The 14,639-nt window shown below is 64.2% G+C and carries 20 protein-coding genes; 9 read left to right on the forward strand and 11 right to left on the reverse strand.

The window, feature by feature from the left end:
• The first annotated feature begins 828 nt into the window (after positions 1-828).
• Complete coding sequence (locus IEY07_RS15445) at positions 829-1,146, forward strand: hypothetical protein (RefSeq protein WP_188896297.1); 318 nt, start codon at positions 829-831, stop codon at positions 1,144-1,146.
• Between the two features lie 295 nt (positions 1,147-1,441).
• Here IEY07_RS15445 and IEY07_RS15450 read toward each other — a convergent pair whose 3' ends face one another.
• From IEY07_RS15450 to IEY07_RS15470, 5 genes are all read right to left on the reverse strand, one after another.
• Positions 1,442-2,251 carry a 5'-3' exonuclease gene (locus IEY07_RS15450; protein ID WP_268239228.1) on the reverse strand — a complete coding sequence of 270 codons (810 nt, stop codon included), beginning with the start codon at positions 2,249-2,251 and terminating at the stop codon, positions 1,442-1,444.
• Between the two features lie 68 nt (positions 2,252-2,319).
• The gene (locus IEY07_RS15455; RefSeq protein ID WP_188896299.1) at positions 2,320-3,096 is read right to left on the reverse strand and encodes a class I SAM-dependent methyltransferase; all 777 of its coding nucleotides are present in this window, start codon (positions 3,094-3,096) and stop codon (positions 2,320-2,322) included.
• Positions 3,097-3,360: 264 nt separating this feature from the next.
• Positions 3,361-3,882 carry a 2'-5' RNA ligase family protein gene (locus IEY07_RS15460; protein WP_188896300.1) on the reverse strand — a complete coding sequence of 174 codons (522 nt, stop codon included), beginning with the start codon at positions 3,880-3,882 and terminating at the stop codon, positions 3,361-3,363.
• Between the two features lie 235 nt (positions 3,883-4,117).
• Complete coding sequence (locus tag IEY07_RS15465; RefSeq protein WP_188896301.1) at positions 4,118-4,615, reverse strand: hypothetical protein; 498 nt, start codon at positions 4,613-4,615, stop codon at positions 4,118-4,120.
• Position 4,616: 1 nt separating this feature from the next.
• Complete coding sequence (locus IEY07_RS15470) at positions 4,617-5,309, reverse strand: hypothetical protein (protein ID WP_188896302.1); 693 nt, start codon at positions 5,307-5,309, stop codon at positions 4,617-4,619.
• 55 nt (positions 5,310-5,364) lie between these two features.
• Between IEY07_RS15470 and IEY07_RS15475 the strand changes: the two genes are divergently transcribed.
• The 4 genes from IEY07_RS15475 (at position 5,365) to IEY07_RS15490 (ending at position 7,582) form a co-directional block, all read left to right on the forward strand.
• Positions 5,365-5,820 carry a MarR family winged helix-turn-helix transcriptional regulator gene (locus IEY07_RS15475; protein ID WP_188896303.1) on the forward strand — a complete coding sequence of 152 codons (456 nt, stop codon included), beginning with the start codon at positions 5,365-5,367 and terminating at the stop codon, positions 5,818-5,820.
• A 46-nt stretch (positions 5,821-5,866) separates the two neighbouring features.
• Positions 5,867-6,331 (forward strand): cytidine deaminase family protein, encoded by a 465-nt coding sequence (locus tag IEY07_RS15480; protein WP_188896304.1) that lies wholly within the window; start codon positions 5,867-5,869, stop codon positions 6,329-6,331.
• A gap of 155 nt (positions 6,332-6,486) precedes the next feature.
• On the forward strand, positions 6,487-7,014 hold the full coding sequence (locus IEY07_RS15485) for a hypothetical protein (protein WP_188896305.1): 528 nt from the start codon (positions 6,487-6,489) through the stop codon (positions 7,012-7,014).
• A 169-nt stretch (positions 7,015-7,183) separates the two neighbouring features.
• Positions 7,184-7,582, forward strand: a complete 399-nt coding sequence (locus IEY07_RS15490; protein ID WP_188896306.1) for a hypothetical protein — start codon at positions 7,184-7,186, stop codon at positions 7,580-7,582.
• A gap of 209 nt (positions 7,583-7,791) precedes the next feature.
• Here the strand turns inward: IEY07_RS15490 and IEY07_RS15495 are convergent, their stop codons facing one another.
• Positions 7,792-8,322 carry a GNAT family N-acetyltransferase gene (locus IEY07_RS15495; RefSeq protein ID WP_188896307.1) on the reverse strand — a complete coding sequence of 177 codons (531 nt, stop codon included), beginning with the start codon at positions 8,320-8,322 and terminating at the stop codon, positions 7,792-7,794.
• 195 nt (positions 8,323-8,517) lie between these two features.
• Between IEY07_RS15495 and IEY07_RS15500 the strand changes: the two genes are divergently transcribed.
• From IEY07_RS15500 to IEY07_RS15515, 4 genes are all read left to right on the forward strand, one after another.
• Positions 8,518-9,039: a hypothetical protein gene (locus IEY07_RS15500; RefSeq protein ID WP_188896308.1), complete on the forward strand. Its 522-nt coding sequence runs from the start codon at positions 8,518-8,520 to the stop codon at positions 9,037-9,039.
• A gap of 98 nt (positions 9,040-9,137) precedes the next feature.
• Positions 9,138-9,557: a hypothetical protein gene (locus IEY07_RS15505; RefSeq protein ID WP_188896309.1), complete on the forward strand. Its 420-nt coding sequence runs from the start codon at positions 9,138-9,140 to the stop codon at positions 9,555-9,557.
• Positions 9,558-9,733: 176 nt separating this feature from the next.
• Positions 9,734-10,990: an MFS transporter gene (locus tag IEY07_RS15510; protein ID WP_188896310.1), complete on the forward strand. Its 1,257-nt coding sequence runs from the start codon at positions 9,734-9,736 to the stop codon at positions 10,988-10,990.
• A complete protein-coding gene (locus IEY07_RS15515; protein WP_229670161.1) occupies positions 10,987-11,451 on the forward strand; it encodes a GNAT family N-acetyltransferase in 465 nt (154 codons plus the stop codon). Before IEY07_RS15510 ends, IEY07_RS15515 begins: the two co-directional genes overlap by 4 nt.
• A gap of 161 nt (positions 11,452-11,612) precedes the next feature.
• Here the strand turns inward: IEY07_RS15515 and IEY07_RS15520 are convergent, their stop codons facing one another.
• The 5 genes from IEY07_RS15520 to IEY07_RS15540 form a co-directional block, all read right to left on the reverse strand.
• Positions 11,613-11,981 carry a metallophosphoesterase family protein gene (locus tag IEY07_RS15520; RefSeq protein WP_188896312.1) on the reverse strand — a complete coding sequence of 123 codons (369 nt, stop codon included), beginning with the start codon at positions 11,979-11,981 and terminating at the stop codon, positions 11,613-11,615.
• A gap of 55 nt (positions 11,982-12,036) precedes the next feature.
• On the reverse strand, positions 12,037-12,375 hold the full coding sequence (locus IEY07_RS15525; protein ID WP_188896313.1) for a metallophosphoesterase: 339 nt from the start codon (positions 12,373-12,375) through the stop codon (positions 12,037-12,039).
• Between the two features lie 103 nt (positions 12,376-12,478).
• Complete coding sequence (locus tag IEY07_RS15530; RefSeq protein WP_188896314.1) at positions 12,479-13,081, reverse strand: hypothetical protein; 603 nt, start codon at positions 13,079-13,081, stop codon at positions 12,479-12,481.
• 245 nt (positions 13,082-13,326) lie between these two features.
• Positions 13,327-14,433, reverse strand: coding sequence for a hypothetical protein (locus IEY07_RS15535; RefSeq protein ID WP_188896315.1), 1,107 nt, complete (start codon positions 14,431-14,433; stop codon positions 13,327-13,329).
• A 3-nt stretch (positions 14,434-14,436) separates the two neighbouring features.
• Positions 14,437-14,634, reverse strand: coding sequence for a hypothetical protein (locus IEY07_RS15540; RefSeq protein WP_188896316.1), 198 nt, complete (start codon positions 14,632-14,634; stop codon positions 14,437-14,439).
• Positions 14,635-14,639: the final 5 nt, after the last annotated feature.

Here is a 14,639-nt window from a genome sequence, read left to right on the forward strand (position 1 = left end):
CGCTTCGCCACCTCATAGCCCGTCATCCCCTCAAAGCCCCACCGGCCCGAACCAGACAGCAACGCCACAAAAACCCGCGACTCATTGTCGGTCAAACCCACCGACCGGAGGCCCGCAAAAACCTCCGCCCCAACAGTGACTACCACAGTAGTCACTATTCTCTCTGGCCAGCCTCCGCGTCAAGCCCATCCCGCGGCACACGGGCCGTGCTCCCTGCGCAGCCGGCCAATGCCCGCTCCTCCGCAGCGCTCGCTCCTCCGCCGCCGGAAGCCCCTTCCATGCCCGGAGGCGATTCCGTTTTCGAGACAGGCTCGTGCCAGCCAGACCGTGATCAAATTCTGTCTCGATAGCGGAGTCTTGACCGGGCACCCCGACCGGATGCCTGCGAGACCACCGCGAGGAGCCACAGATAGAAATCGGAGTGCGGCCAAAAAACGGGGGTGGCAAGCTCCGTTGGGTGCAGTCAAGCGAAGTTCGCCCGCTCCTAGCCCCCAACTGGGAAGACTGCAGTCATCATGAAGCCCAGGATCTTCTGCACGCCCTCGGCTGGTCCCGCTTCGCGCAGGGAGACTGGGCATACGCCTACGAATCACCCAGCCGCCAACTGGTCGCCCGACTAGCCCCTTTCGATCCCGGCTACCGGTTCTTCGTCGAACTGTGCTCTCGATGTCAAGGCAACCCGTATCTGTCAGACATCCACCTCGCCAGCAAGCTGGAAGGCGGTGGACATCTGACCGTCATGGAACACCTGAACCAGCCGACCCAGCAGCAATCGCCAACTTCGAACACCGCTGGGAACGTCCCGACGAAGCTGACGACCAGCTACGGATGCTCCGTCGCGAGGTCGAGGCGATGGACCAGTGGGGCAAGCATCACAAACGCTGGTGGGTAGGTGTGGACATCGGCGATCGCCACATACTTCTGTCCGAAACCGGCGACCCCAAAGTCATCGACCTCTTCGGACTCGGTACACCTATGCTGAACGGCCTGATCGACGACCCCGTTGTGTTCAGCCGACACATCAGCCCGGACGAGTGCCGCTACCTGTTCGACATGCCGGATCTACAGGACCCCTCACATCCGGCCGAATACCTGCTCCGCCTCAAGCAGGCCCTCTCCACTGCCCGGACCAGGACTGTCCGATAGTGGTTCCCTGCCCAGTCGAGGTCCCGTGCCCGGTGATCGTTCCTCTACAGAGAGGGCCCTCCCGTGGAAACGTCGTGACTGACGCCGGCCCCTGTTTCACAAGGGATCCGGATCCGGGCCGGTCCCTCGGCGGAGTCGGGTGCCCGGTGATCAGGCGGGTAGCTCCCGCTGCCGGGCAGTTCCCGGGCGATGGATGACCGGGCCGTGCTCCGGATCAACATCGTGCCCGGTGATCTCGCGGCGAGACCCGTTGACCGGGCGGCTATCGGGCGATCGGTGGCAGGGTTGCGTCGAGTTACCAGACTCCTAGCTTTTCGAGCGTCACTGCCGCGAGTGGTAGTCGTAGTGTCGGTCTGCCGGTCGTTGTCGCTGCGGTGAGGATGCCGGTGCGCAACCTGATGAGTTGCCGCCAATCGCGGACAGCGTCGAAGTTGTCCATGAGGCGGCGGCCATGGGTGCCGGTGAGTCGACCCGACGATAGAAGGCCGTCGAGGTTGAGGCCGCCGGCCAGCAACCGACGGGCGCGGATCGGGCCGATGCCATGCACACCGGGGATGCCGTCACTGGGGTCGCCGACCAGGGCGCGGTAGTCACACCACTGCTCCGGTGCGATGCCGAATCGTTGGCGAACCTCCAGGCCCGTGATGATTCTGCGCTCGGCTGACCGCGCGGTGTTCAATTGGGCGATCCGCGGCCGATCCAACAGCTGATAGAAGTCTTTGTCGGTTGACATGATCAACACGTTGCGCGTCCGGGCCCGGACCGCGTAAGTGGCGATGACGTCGTCGGCCTCCCAGCCGCCGGATTCTTGCCAAACGATCCCCAACTCGGTTAGCCCGCGCTGGATATCGGCCAGGGCGGTGATCGGTGAGAAGTCCGTGCTCTCCCGGTGCTGCTTGTAGGTGGGGTCTTCCTGTCGGCGGCCCGTCCATCCGGCCTCGCTGTCGAACACGACGATGCACTCGACGGGTTTACTGAGCTCGTGCAGCGCCTTGCGCAGCAGGGCGAAGAAGCCGAACAAACCGGTCACATCACGGCCGTCGCGTGTGGTCACCCGCGCAGGGAACCCGTACGCGGCACGCCACAGGAGATTCGAACCATCCACCAGGACCAGGAGCGGCCGCTGTCTTGCCGGTCGGCCAACCCGTGTACCAGCTGGGCTCAGCGCGACCGCTACTTGCTGCATCGCTTCACCCCGCCGACCACCACGACGTGGTGGGTTGTCACGACCCGGCCCGTGTTGTCAGCGGATCGGTCGACGAACCGTTGCAGTCCTGGATCATCCGGCTCCGGCAACGGTCTGCCGGACCAGGCCCAGATCGAGCACTGGAACTTCAGCCATTCATACACGTCCGGGTAGAACCGGCGGGTGATCAAGTTCGCTGCGACGCGGATGTCCAGGTCGCACCGGTCGAACGCGACCGTAACGGTGTCCAAGGCGTTCACCGGTTGGCGGCGCCGAGTCCCCCAAGCCGCTGCGACCTCCTGATGGTGCAGGTCACCGATCATCTCGACCAGCAACGCACCTTCCGGCTTCAGTAGCCGAATCGCCACCCTGACGCTCTCGGCGCTGTACCCGATCGGTCCGCGCTCGCAGATGACCAGATCGAATCGGTCATCCCAATCCGGACCCGTGGCTTGTTCGAAGCCCAGCTGCTCGAACCTGACGTTGGTATGTCCGGACGCCGACAGCGCGCGTCGCGCGAGCCGGACATGGTCGGCGTCGGTGTCGATACCGACAGCCGAGCCGAGTCGATCCGCATGCGAAAGGATCGTGGCCCCGGAACCGCACCCGACATCAAGCATCGCCAGCTCCGGGTGAAGCGTGGACCGGATGAAATCGGCCGTGGCGGGCTGAAACCGATCGTCAACTTCACACAACGGCTCTGGGCCGGAGTAGTAGCCGTAATCGGCGTTGAGGATCTGTTCAAGACGATGGCGATCAAACATGAGCACTCCACTGGTCGGTCACTACGGACGTAGCGCGCCAGTGCTCCATGACGGACCGACAACAGCGGGTAATGCCGCGCTCAAACGGCACGATAGCCCGGCCCGCACGCGACGGCCAGCATCTGAGGCTTCCAACCGCCCGATAGCCGTTCGACAGCGGAAATCGCTGTCGGCCGCCCGCCAAGGGCGCGGCGGCGGGCCGACCATCGGGCAACCTCAGCGGGCACCGCGGCGAGCCTGGATCGAGTGTCCGTAGAGGCTCCTTCACCGGGCCGGGTCAGCCAGTCGGACGGCGTGGCGCAACGACCATGGCGAACCCGCAACCTCCTGCGTCCAGATGGAGACACTGGCCACGGTGACGATCACTGGCTCGAACGACGCACGGAACCGCGCCGCCAACTGCGCGCCACCTCGCCGGGCCACGCTGAGGTGCCAAACATGGTCCCGCCGCACACCACCGAACTCGGCGAACCCCTCACCAACTCTCGCCAGCAACCGATCAAGATCGGCGCTGCGGTCGGGGGCGATGAAGACCGTGCCCTGGCGAAACGTCCCGACCTCTGAGAACCGGAGACTGAATTGGTGCAGCCCCTCCACAGCCTCCCGGAGTCTGCCTCCGGCAAGCTCACTGACCGGCTCCGGACAGGCAGGTGAGGCAACAGTCATATGCGGCGGAATCACCTCCGCAAGACTCAATCCCCCACCACCAGGAAGGAGCGATTCCCTGCGAAACGGATCAACGACCACGCGCAACTCGTCAAAGGTCAACAACACGGCCGAATCCACGCACCTGATCGTGCCACGCAAGCCGGCTCCGCATGCCGATCGACGACCGGGCACTGAGTTTCGAGAGTTCTGATCAGGCGTGCCTCGAGCGGCGGCCAGTGCGGACTGGTCGAAGAAAGTCAGTCAGAGATCCGGCCAGGACACTGACCAGCCCGCCTACCACCGGAGACCGAAGTCGATCGGACGGCCGGGTTCCCCTTGTGACGGTGCGGTCTTGAGGCATTTCGGCCGACTGTCACTGGACGATGCTCCCCGCAGCCGGGGCCGATGAGCCGACACGGACTCGGTCCGGGAGATTCCGGGCGCGGACATCGAGTGCCAGGACCTGTGTCACGAGCGAGGCGCCGAAGAACAGCGACAGCGTTGCGAGGCCGACGCCGGCCGGTAGCAGGAGACCGACGGCGATGTGCTGCCCGATCGCGACGAGCCAGAGGACGACCGTGAGCAGGCCACCCTGCCGGAGAATCGTCCCGTCGATATCGCGCCTCAGCCGAGTGATGCCACCCCGGATCACCGCAAGCCCCACGGTGACGGCGAGACTGCACACCATCAACAGGGCTTCATCGACCGTCACGACGTGCTTGACTACGAGGATCACGAACGCCGTGGTTCCGATCACGGTCAGGAACGACCCGACATACGGGATGTGGCGCAGTCGGCGGACGCGCAACTGCTGGACGAGCACCAAGGTAAGGATCGTCGCGCCGAGCAGGTCTTCGATGAGAGTGATCACGTCACCAGCCTCGCCGACAAGGGCTTTCCGGACCCGTGTTAGGAGTCATCTGTTCGGCGGTGAGGCCGTCGTGAAGGGTCCGAACGAGCCGGATCGGCAGATGCAACTCGCGGAGGTATCGCTGTGCCCGATCAGTGTCCGGGTCATCGACGACGATGCGCACACGGCTCGCAACCGCAGTGCCAGCGGTCCACGGCAGCCTGAGACGGCTCCAGGCACAGGCTTGCTCGCCAGCAGGAAGGATGATTTCCACATCCGCCGCGGGGGCAGGCGCCGCAGCTGCGCGAGCCAGCGCCCGGCTGAGCTCTGGCTCGTAGATGCAGACGAACGTTGGAGTCGGCGGCGGCAGGAGCGCCGGCACGTCGGCGTTCGTCCACAGCATGGATCCCTGAGCCCTGAACGGCTGGGGCGCGCCCATGGCGCGACCGACCGACGCGAGGTCCGCCGCCGCGTCATGGAGCGATGCCGCCGACAGAGCGATACCGTCGAGCCGATGCTCGGCGGGCCGCGGATCGGTGCCGGCGAATCGGACGAGCTCAAGGTTGAACGGGCCCAGCGCAAGGCCGCCGCTCCGAAACGCGCCGTAGTCCTTGACAGGCCACGCGAGGGCGAGGCCGAGAAGGTCGGCGAGCGCAGCCTGCATGGCTTCAGGGTCCGGCACCTCGATGTAGACGTGATCGATACGCATCGTCATGGCAGCCCCTCCGTTTATCTTGGCTACCAAGATAATACGCGAATACGATGCGAGCATGACACGGACGACCTCGCGCGAGTTCGAGAACCTCGGGAGAGAGACGAGCTTGGCGACGGTTATGTACCACCACACCGTCGGCGCCGCTGTGGGATTGTCTGTCGTAGAGCTCCAATGCATCGACCTTCTGGGGCGGGACGGCCCGCAGACCGCCGGCGCGATCGTCCGCCACACCGGACTCACGTCGGGGTCGGTCACCGGCCTCATCACCCGGCTGCGCGATCGCGGCCTCGTCACCCGCGAGGTGGACCCGACAGACCGGCGCCGCGTCCTGGTCTCTCTCGTTCCCGGTCCGGCGCTGGAGCGCATTACTGTCCTCTACGCACCGATCGACATTGCCTTTCAACGACTCGTCCATTCCTATGCGCCAGACGAGCGCGAGCTACTTCGCGGCTTCATCGAGCAGATGATCGCGCTGTTGCATGAGCAGATCGACGAAATCCTTGGCCTCTAGCGGATCGCTGACCGGGCCGCGACTCGAAGTCGATACCGTTGCCTTCGTGGACACGACACTGCACGCGCTAACCGACGCCGATCAGGAACTGATCCAGGCTGCCCGTGCGGTGATTGACGCCAATACCGACACGGCACACGTCGACGGTGCCGGGGTGCACACCATGGGGGCCGCAGTCCGTGATTCCGAGGGCTGGATCTACGTAGGTGTCAATCTGGCTCACTTCACGGGCGGACCCTGTGCCGAACTGGTCGCCCTTGGGACCGCGCGGGCCAACGGTGCACGTCAAATCCGCGCAATCGTCGCAGTCGGCAATCATGGTCGCGGCGTTATTGGCCCATGCGGCCGCGACCGACAGATTCTCTTCGACTACCACACGGGCATCCGTGTGCTTCTTCCAACTGCTCAAGGCGTGCGCGCCACCACGATCGAGGCCCTGATGCCGCACGCCGCCGCCTGGACTATCGACTCCGGCACCCAAGACCTCGACCCCAGTCGGTTCGACCGATAGGGGTTCGCCGACGGACACCGCGTACGCAGCCCGCAAGCGGACTCTGGCGGGCAGGCCGTCCGGGCACCGTCACAGGGCACCCGGTTGAGCGTGTCAGCGGTGTCCGCTGGGGATCCTCGACCGGGCCGGCCCTCAAGCCGTCTAGTGTCACGACCGTGAGTATCACACCAGGGACACGTGCTGCCTTCATAACCGACGACTTCGCCGTGCTCCAACAGGTGGCGTTGTCGACCGAACCAAATCGAACAACAGCCCTAGGCACCGCACTGCTCTGGACCGCCGCGATCCTCAGCGACCCAGAACACCAAACTGAATCCCGGCAGCGGCTCAACGACCTGACAGTTGACGCCGACCGATGGGACTACACCGAGGTCGCGCAACGACTGCGGTCGTGCACGTTCACCCCGGTCATGGACGCGTCCTCCGCCCAGCCCGATCCCCCGATCGCGTTCTACCCCTACCTGGTCAGGCTCCCCCAGCGACCCACACCGATCATTCACCCCGACGGCATCATCACCTTTCCACCCTCCTATTGGCTCAGGCTGGAACGTGATCAGACTGGGCTGTGGTCGATTGCCGGGCTCACCCGCGAGGCACGAACGACCCCCATCGCCGACTACCTCCCAGCCTTCGATCCAACAACATGCCAGCTAGACGAGCCAGACGATCCCGCCGTCGACTAGCCGGCCGCCACAGGGGCATGTCCGCAACGGATTCCTGACCAGGCTCGATCCTGGGACTCGGGGCTGCCACCGCTGATGGCCGACCAGATCTCCCGCTTGTGCCGTCGGTCAGGCCTGAATTGCTTATGGTGATCTCGGAAAGCCCCTCGTCAGGAAAGGTTCCGGGTTCGTGCCCTGGTCGATCTATCTTGATCCTCATCCACTCGATGACCCGGCATACGACACCTACCGGGACCAGGACAGGGTCGGAGCCATTATCGACGACGATGGTCACGACGTCGGCTACGTCGTCATCTACCTTGCCGACATCGACCAGTTCGTGGGTCGTCGAGGCCTCAGGCCGGTATGGCAACCCACCGAGCAGCTCAAGGCTGTTCTAGAAGCGCCAGGCCGATATCCGGACTACGCATGGCCCACCCCGGAGGAGTTGGACACCGGGCGAATCGAAGGGTTCCAGATCCGCTGGCTAAGTGGCGACGCTCGTCGCGACGTCTGGCAGCGCTACCTGGATGACTGGGGCCCACCCGAACGCAGCCGCTGGTCTGGTGATCGCCCAGACCCGGCGTAGACCCACGTCGCATATCATCACCTGGCACCCACCCGGCCCAGGTAATCGGATTCGAGATCAGCACATGGCCGAACACACGCGACTTTGTGGAGTCCATCCTGCCCGCAAGCGGTTCCGCTCCGGACACCAAGATCACGACCACGCATCGTCACCGCAAGCCGATCGTGCGCCGGGCATCTCGGCAAGTCGGCGACCGAACCAGAAGACATCTACGCAGAAGTGAGAGCTCTGGACGCTCTAAATACGAACCGCCGGTTACCGTCGTCACTAGGCGCGATCTCAGAGAAGCCCGCAGTCGTCATGACCCGTGCGGAGGCAGCGTTGGTCTGGTGACACTCGCCCCAGAAGCTTTCGATCCCGAATCGGCGCCGGCAGCCGTCGACCGCTCCGGCCAACGCCTCGGCGGCGTAGCCGTTCCCACGATGCCCCGGATGCACGGCGTACCCGAAATCCCAATCAGCCACACCTCGGCTGCTCGCGCCGAGTCCAAGCCAGCCGACAACAACGCCGTCCTCCTTGCGAGCCAACGTCAACTGCACCGAGCTTGGACTGCTCTGCCGACGGTCATCAGCGGCTCGGACGATCTGCGTGAGCCACTCCTGTACACTGGCCGGATCTCGCGGACCGTAGTCGGCCATGAACTGAGCCACCGCGGCGTCGGTCCACATTTCGGTTAACGGCTGGCGATCTGTCATCCGCGGATCGCGCAGGTTCAGGCGTGATGTCTCGAACGGCTGCACCCGATGAGTCTGTCCAGCACATCGCCCGTCAGGCAAGGTAATTCGGTCAGTAAGCCCTGCCCGCAAGCGGTTCGGCAGCCGACGACGGCCACAGCCGCGCAAAGCAGCCCGTGCCGGCAAACCCTCCGGGCCACCTCATGAGCGCGCCGGCGGTGTCCGCTGGGGATCGATGAGCACGTCCAATATCCTCACTGCATGGTGGTCGTGACCGTTCCACTGCCTCAGTACGGCGTCGTCGCCAACGAGCCTGATCACGCCGAGATCGGCCAGCTGGTCGACGATGCCATCCGCGAGCACTTCGCGGGGAGGAAGATCGTTGCCCGGGGACTCAGCGTCGACGATCATCCCAACCACACTGTCGACGACCTGATCAACATCATCCTGACGACGGGAACTGATCGATACGATCCCAACCGCACCGGAGACCGCTACGCCAACATCAGCGGAAAGCACATCGACTTGTTCGGCTTCCGAAGAACCGTCACGCCGCGGATGAATCTCTTCGCCAACCTCAGCTGGGGCTTCTATCACGGCTCCATCGAGGTCCGCGGACACCCGACACGGCTCGACATCGTGACGGTTTACGACGCCAGCCAACTCCGTGCCGTGCTGCACCAATACGAGGGACGCTCCGACCGCAAACGCGACGGCTTCCGGTTCGCCGACCCCCACCATGCGGCCGACGCCGTCCTGGGCGTCGTCAAGCTGGACCGCTGAGGATCCACGACCGGGCGATGTCGGGCCAGCTCCCCCTTCGGAAGTCAACGTCACCGTCGCTGCTGCCAGTTCGGGACGGCCGCTGATAGCTTCCGGACATGCTCCTTGAAGACGACGCCGTCGACGCAGTGGCCGAGTTCATCACGGAGCACGGCTGGACCATTGAATCGATCGCTCACGCCACAGAACACGGTGACGACATTGTCGCCACCAAAGGCAACGAAGTGTTGAGAGTCGAAGCGAAAGGGTCCGGCAGCTCGCGTGGGCACAGCGCTCGATTCGGAAAGACGTTTACCAGCGGCCAGGTACATACCCACGTCGCAGTGGCGGTGCTGCGTGCGATGACCTGGGTGTCGCAATCGCAATCGACCCGGGCAGCAATGGCCCTGCCCGACGACCAGGCCCACCGGTCCCGAATCGAGAGAGTCGACGCGTCCCTTCGGCGCCTCCACATCGGAGTCTTCTGGGTCACAGAAGGCCGTGCCGTCTCCGTCGATGCACCCTGGCGCCTCGACTGAACACCATCGACCGCCTGGGATCCTCTATCGAGACTCTTCAGGGGGCGGCGTTGCATTCCCGCTCCGCCCAAATTGAGTCGAGTGGACTCTACTTTGTGTAGCAGACGGTTGACGGCTCCATCACCGACCGATTGTGTTGCTCGAACAACGGCGTTCGGCGATACGGAGATCTCGCGATGGCATCTCAACCAGATGCGACGGATTCCAGCGTCGCAGTTCGGAACTTTCGGCTGTTCTGGACGAGTGAGACGCTGACTACGTTGACGGCAACCGTCTCTGGATTGGCGGTGCCGTTGGTCGCGGTCACAAGGTTGCACGCCTCGGTTCTGCAAATAGGCCTGCTGTCTGCGTTGGGCCAGATCACCTTTGTCCTCGTCGCCCTTCCAGCCGGGGCACTGGCCGACCGATCACGACACCGGCGAGCGATGATCGGCAGCAACCTGGTCCGGGCGCTCATCGTAGCCACGATTCCGATCGCCGCGATAGCCGGTGTCCTGCACCTGTGGATCCTCTACGCGGTCGAGGTCGCGCTGGCGCTCCTGCAGAGTTTCTACGAGCCGGCCTGGCACGCCTTCCTGCCCACACTCGTCAGCTCCGACCGACTCGTCGCGTCCAATGGCAAACTACAAACCACCACCACAGCCACCGACCTCGGCGGCAAAGGCTTCGCCGGGCTACTCATCCAACTCGTCGGCGCCCCGTTGGCGGTCATCGTGAACGCGATCGGGTTCGCTCTTTCCGCTGTCGCGCTGACAGCGATACGCCAGGACGAACCCCGCCCGGAGAAGACCATCGACAGCCTGCCACACCAGATCACCGAAGGAATCGCCCAGGTGCTAGGAAGACCCGTGCTCCGTACTATGGCGATCTTCCTGGTCGGCGCAGGCGGCGGACTCAGCGCCTACTACGCCCTCTCCACCGTCTTCCTGGCCCGCACCGTCGGCCTCCCCGCCAGCGCCATCGGCTGGGTCTTCGCGGGCGGTGGGATCGGCGGCGTCATCGGTGGCCTCCTCACCCCAAGGGCAGCAGACCGACTGGGCAACGGCCGACTCCTACGGCTCTGCACCGCGGTCACCCTCCCGTTCGGCCTGCTTATCCCGCTGACCCAGCCCGGGTGGGGCGTCCTGCTCTACATCGCCGGCGGGGCAATGGTCGGGGCCGGCGTCGCCGCCTACAACGTGTTATCGCTCAGCCTCACTCAGACCATCTGTCCGCCCGAACTCCTCGGCCGAGCCTTCTCCGTCATCCGCCTCATCGTCCTTGGTGCCTCCGCGGTTGGCAGCACCCTCGCCGGACTACTCGGCACCTGGCTCGGCACCCGACTCGCGCTCCTGGTGATCATGGGCGCCCTCCTGCTCATCCCACTATCGCTGCTCCTGGCCAAGACACTCCGAGGTGACTTCGGCACCCCACCCATCGAGCAGACACCATGAACCAACTCCGGATCCGCATCCTCCAAAGTTCTGACCTGCCGGTGCTAGCGGCGCTCCGATGTAGTCACGCCGAGGAGCAGAAGGGACTCTCGGCAGCTTCGGATTTGCAGTTCGGTGACCGCTTCAGTGAGTGGTACCGCAACACCGCCGCAGTCAGCCGCTGGCAGGTTGCCGATACCGGCGTGGCGCTTGTCGGCCTGCTCCACATGTTCACCCACTTCCGGATGCCGATGCCCACCTATGATTCCGGCGGCTGGGGCTATGTCAGCTTGCTCTACGTCCAGCCAGAGCATCGCGGCACCGGCATCGGCGGCCGACTTCTTCGAACCATCGAGCAGGACGCACTTAGCCTGGGATTCTCCAAGTTGCTGCTGAACCCGACCGACAAGGCCATCCCGCTGTACCGGCGCTGTGGCTATCGTCCGGCCGACTCCTATATGGTCCACGACCTCGGCAACTAACTGCCCGCAACTGCCCGCAAGACCTTCCGCTGCCGGACGCCAAAGTCACGACCAGGCATCTTCACCGCAAGCCGATCCTCTACAGAGAGGGCCCTCCCGTGGAAACGTCAGGACTGACGCCGGCCCCTGTGTCACAAGGGATCCTTGACCGGGCTTGACTGTCAACCGGAACCGTCGCGGCCAAGCTTGTGCTCTAGCCATGCTGCTGTCGGATGGTGAGTGGCCTCCAACGCAGCAAGCACCTCTGCAAGGTCGTAGGCAGCTTCCATGTGCTCAATCCGGTAGCCAGTCTCGTCCGCGTCGACCATTGTCCAGGTTGCACCTCGAGGCTTGGTGGGCAGACTCACACTGCCGACATTGATCAACCTGACCCCAGCAAGAGTGCGGTCAGCCGGGACATGGGTGTGGCCAGTGAGCACCAGGTCGGCATCGCACTCGGCAAAACCCCGCTCCGCGAGCTGCGCATCGGATGCCTCGACCGTCAGGCCCGGACCATCATCTCGTCCCGGCGAGGCGTGGACCAGCAGCACTCGCGTGCCGTGGGGAAGCCAATACCGCGACTCCAGCGGGGGGTCGGCCAACCAGTCACGGTGGCCGGCGACGGAGATGCAGCCGCGAGTCCAAGGCGTGCGCCGCTGACGCGTCCACCAGCGCGGCGACCTCCTGAGGTGTGCTCGGCTGATCAATCGCAGGGATCATGCCGCGAAGATCACCCTTCAACACGTACCGGTCCGTGTTGCCTCGTACCGCCGTCAGGTGCGGCAGCGACCGCAACAACCCCAAAGCCTCGGCCGGCTGCGGACCGTTGGCCACCAGATCGCCAACTACCCAGAACGCGTCAACAGCCGCTAATTGAGCCGCCGCAACCACCGCTCGCAACGCGACGGTGTTGCCATGCACGTCAGAGAAGACAGCAACAAGCACAGCTCGACCCTAGTAGTCACCCCGCAGGGGACGGATCGATGACCGGGCACCCGCCGAACTTTGGAGGTCGAACGGCATCGTTTGATCTACCCGGCTTCGTTCCTCAGTCAGAGGGTGCCAGGCGCGTCAAGACCTCTCCATCCTCGTCGAGGAACTCGATAGATGCGGCGCCCCCCGCAGTGACCTTCAGTCGCAGCCGAGACCGCCCCTCACCGTCCCGCAGATCCACCACCGCATCACCATCCTTGACACCGGCGAACATCCGGCGACGCCCGAAAGCGCCATCAGACTGCATCTGATCAAGCACCTGATCACCGTCAGATCGCTGACGCAGCTCCTCAACCATACGGATCTGCTCAGCCATCGGAGTGTCGGGAACCTCGTTGACCACCAAACCGGCAGTCATCGATGATCCGGTGGTGTGTCCGATGACCTGCACCACCTGATCTTGCTCGTAGGCATCGAAGGACAGTGCACCTCCAGACTCACCCTCCTTCCCGGCGAAGACAAGACCGCCGTTCTCGGTCTCCTCATCGCTGTAGAAGATCATCCCGGCTTCGGAACGGTGTGGACGGAACTCTTCACCCCGGATGATCGCTCCCGGAAGTCGGGCGCTATTGGCCAAGACGTAGCGCAACCGACCATCCGGCTCACGCAGATTGATCCGTTGCACATTGATCTCATCAAAATCCTGAACTTCAGCCATGACCGCAAACCTACGGCGACAACGGCCAACTACTCGCCCGCTCGGTTCATTCGCAGGACTCCGGCTGTCCGCAAGACGTTCGCGCCCGGTGATCGTCCCATCACCGGGCAGCCATGTCAGGTGCGTCCAGGGCGTAATCTCCAGGGTGCCCGGATGACCCGCCCGGTGAGAGCGCCAGGTCAGGTGCCTCATCTGCAACACCCCCAGCCGGCCGCGTACAACTTCAGACCGCCTGCCTATATGGGTCAGGACTCCCGCCGCATCGGCCGTCGATCGTTGTCCGGCTCGTGAGCCAGCGGGAGAATCCGGTCAAGATCAGGTTCGGACCCCAGTCGTGTGATCGCGCGCGGAGCCAGGACTTCCGAGTGGTTGAACAGTCGCCGGGCCATCTCCTCCACACCCAGTCCGCTCAGTGGAGCGCTGAGGTCCGGTTGGTGCAGGTCGTGGCGTTGCATTTGGACATAGCGCCCTGTTAACTCCCGTTGCAAACCTCCATCAAGCGCCGACCAGTCTGAGTTGGTCCGATCCACGGGTTGGTCCGACGTATCGAGCCATTCGGCGCGTGCAGTCTCGTCCATGTTGTTCCATGCTTCGCTGAGGCGATGTGCAAGCCTGGCGTAGACAGCAGTTGGCGATGGAATGGCCTGCGTGTCGCCATCGACCTGCTGCAACTCGCGCGTGCGAAGTTCCAGAGCGGCCAGCGACAAACCATCGGAGCTGATGATCTGACGGATTTCGTGTGCTGTCAGGGCGAGGACGATTTGATCGTCGTCGGCGCGGACATCTACTTCGAGCGGGTGACGAGCTCGAACGGCTCGGTCGACGAGATCGTCGTAGCAGTGTTCGTACCAGTGGCGGATGACGTGGACGCGCAGCTCGTCGCCGTCAAAGCGGTCTTCGGGTGCGTGGTGGATCGCTCGGACGGCGCCAGCGTGATGAAGTCGCTCTGCAATGCTCGCTACCGCGCGGGCGGCGTCACTGACTGCGATCATCTCGGCGCTGCGGACCGCGAGGGCCGCTTGTGCCCCGGCAGCGTTGGGTCGCAGTTCTTCAAGCAGGGACGCAGTTTCCTTCCGATCCGAAAGATCGATCACTTCACTGGGCTGGCTCAAACTCGAGCGCAGCGTGTTTATGTAGACGTGGAGGTACCAGTCACGCAGCAATCTGCCGGCGCGGTTGTAACTGATCGTTCCGGAGTCGTCATCGATCATGCTGATCTTGAAGACCGTACGGGATCGTTCGCGCCCTGCCTCGACTGCTTGGCGGCGAAGGGTGTCGAGGTCATCGGCCGCCTGGCGTTGTGCCTCTTCGCGGGTTGCGCGGGTGATGGTCTGGGCGACGAGTTGATCCATCGGTCATCCCTGAATCTGATCAATGGCGATGCCGAACCGGGTGGGGATCTCGGCATCGGTGAGTTGGCGTTGCAGATCACGAAGTGCCGTGTCGCGATCCGCACGGGCGCTGGCCGCCCGCCGCCGGAGCACCGCCTCAGGATCCCACGGGGGTATCCGGAAGCCCGAGCCTTTGGGCTCGTCGGATGTTGGTTCTGCCATGGTCG

The organism is Microlunatus endophyticus, assembly GCF_014646195.1.
GTDB classification, from domain to species: domain Bacteria; phylum Actinomycetota; class Actinomycetes; order Propionibacteriales; family Propionibacteriaceae; genus Microlunatus; species Microlunatus endophyticus.

Coding starts and splice junctions, on each gene's coding strand:
- IEY07_RS15445 (WP_188896297.1), top strand. CDS start 829: ATGCTCCGTCGCGAGGTCGAGGCGATGGACCAGTGGGGCAAGCATCAC.
- IEY07_RS15455 (WP_188896299.1), bottom strand. CDS start 3,096: ATGTTTGATCGCCATCGTCTTGAACAGATCCTCAACGCCGATTACGGC.
- IEY07_RS15470 (WP_188896302.1), bottom strand. CDS start 5,309: ATGACGATGCGTATCGATCACGTCTACATCGAGGTGCCGGACCCTGAA.
- IEY07_RS15475 (WP_188896303.1), top strand. CDS start 5,365: ATGACACGGACGACCTCGCGCGAGTTCGAGAACCTCGGGAGAGAGACG.
- IEY07_RS15500 (WP_188896308.1), top strand. CDS start 8,518: ATGGTGGTCGTGACCGTTCCACTGCCTCAGTACGGCGTCGTCGCCAAC.
- IEY07_RS15505 (WP_188896309.1), top strand. CDS start 9,138: ATGCTCCTTGAAGACGACGCCGTCGACGCAGTGGCCGAGTTCATCACG.
- IEY07_RS15510 (WP_188896310.1), top strand. CDS start 9,734: ATGGCATCTCAACCAGATGCGACGGATTCCAGCGTCGCAGTTCGGAAC.
- IEY07_RS15515 (WP_229670161.1), top strand. CDS start 10,987: ATGAACCAACTCCGGATCCGCATCCTCCAAAGTTCTGACCTGCCGGTG.
- IEY07_RS15530 (WP_188896314.1), bottom strand. CDS start 13,081: ATGGCTGAAGTTCAGGATTTTGATGAGATCAATGTGCAACGGATCAAT.
- IEY07_RS15535 (WP_188896315.1), bottom strand. CDS start 14,433: ATGGATCAACTCGTCGCCCAGACCATCACCCGCGCAACCCGCGAAGAG.
- IEY07_RS15540 (WP_188896316.1), bottom strand. CDS start 14,634: ATGGCAGAACCAACATCCGACGAGCCCAAAGGCTCGGGCTTCCGGATA.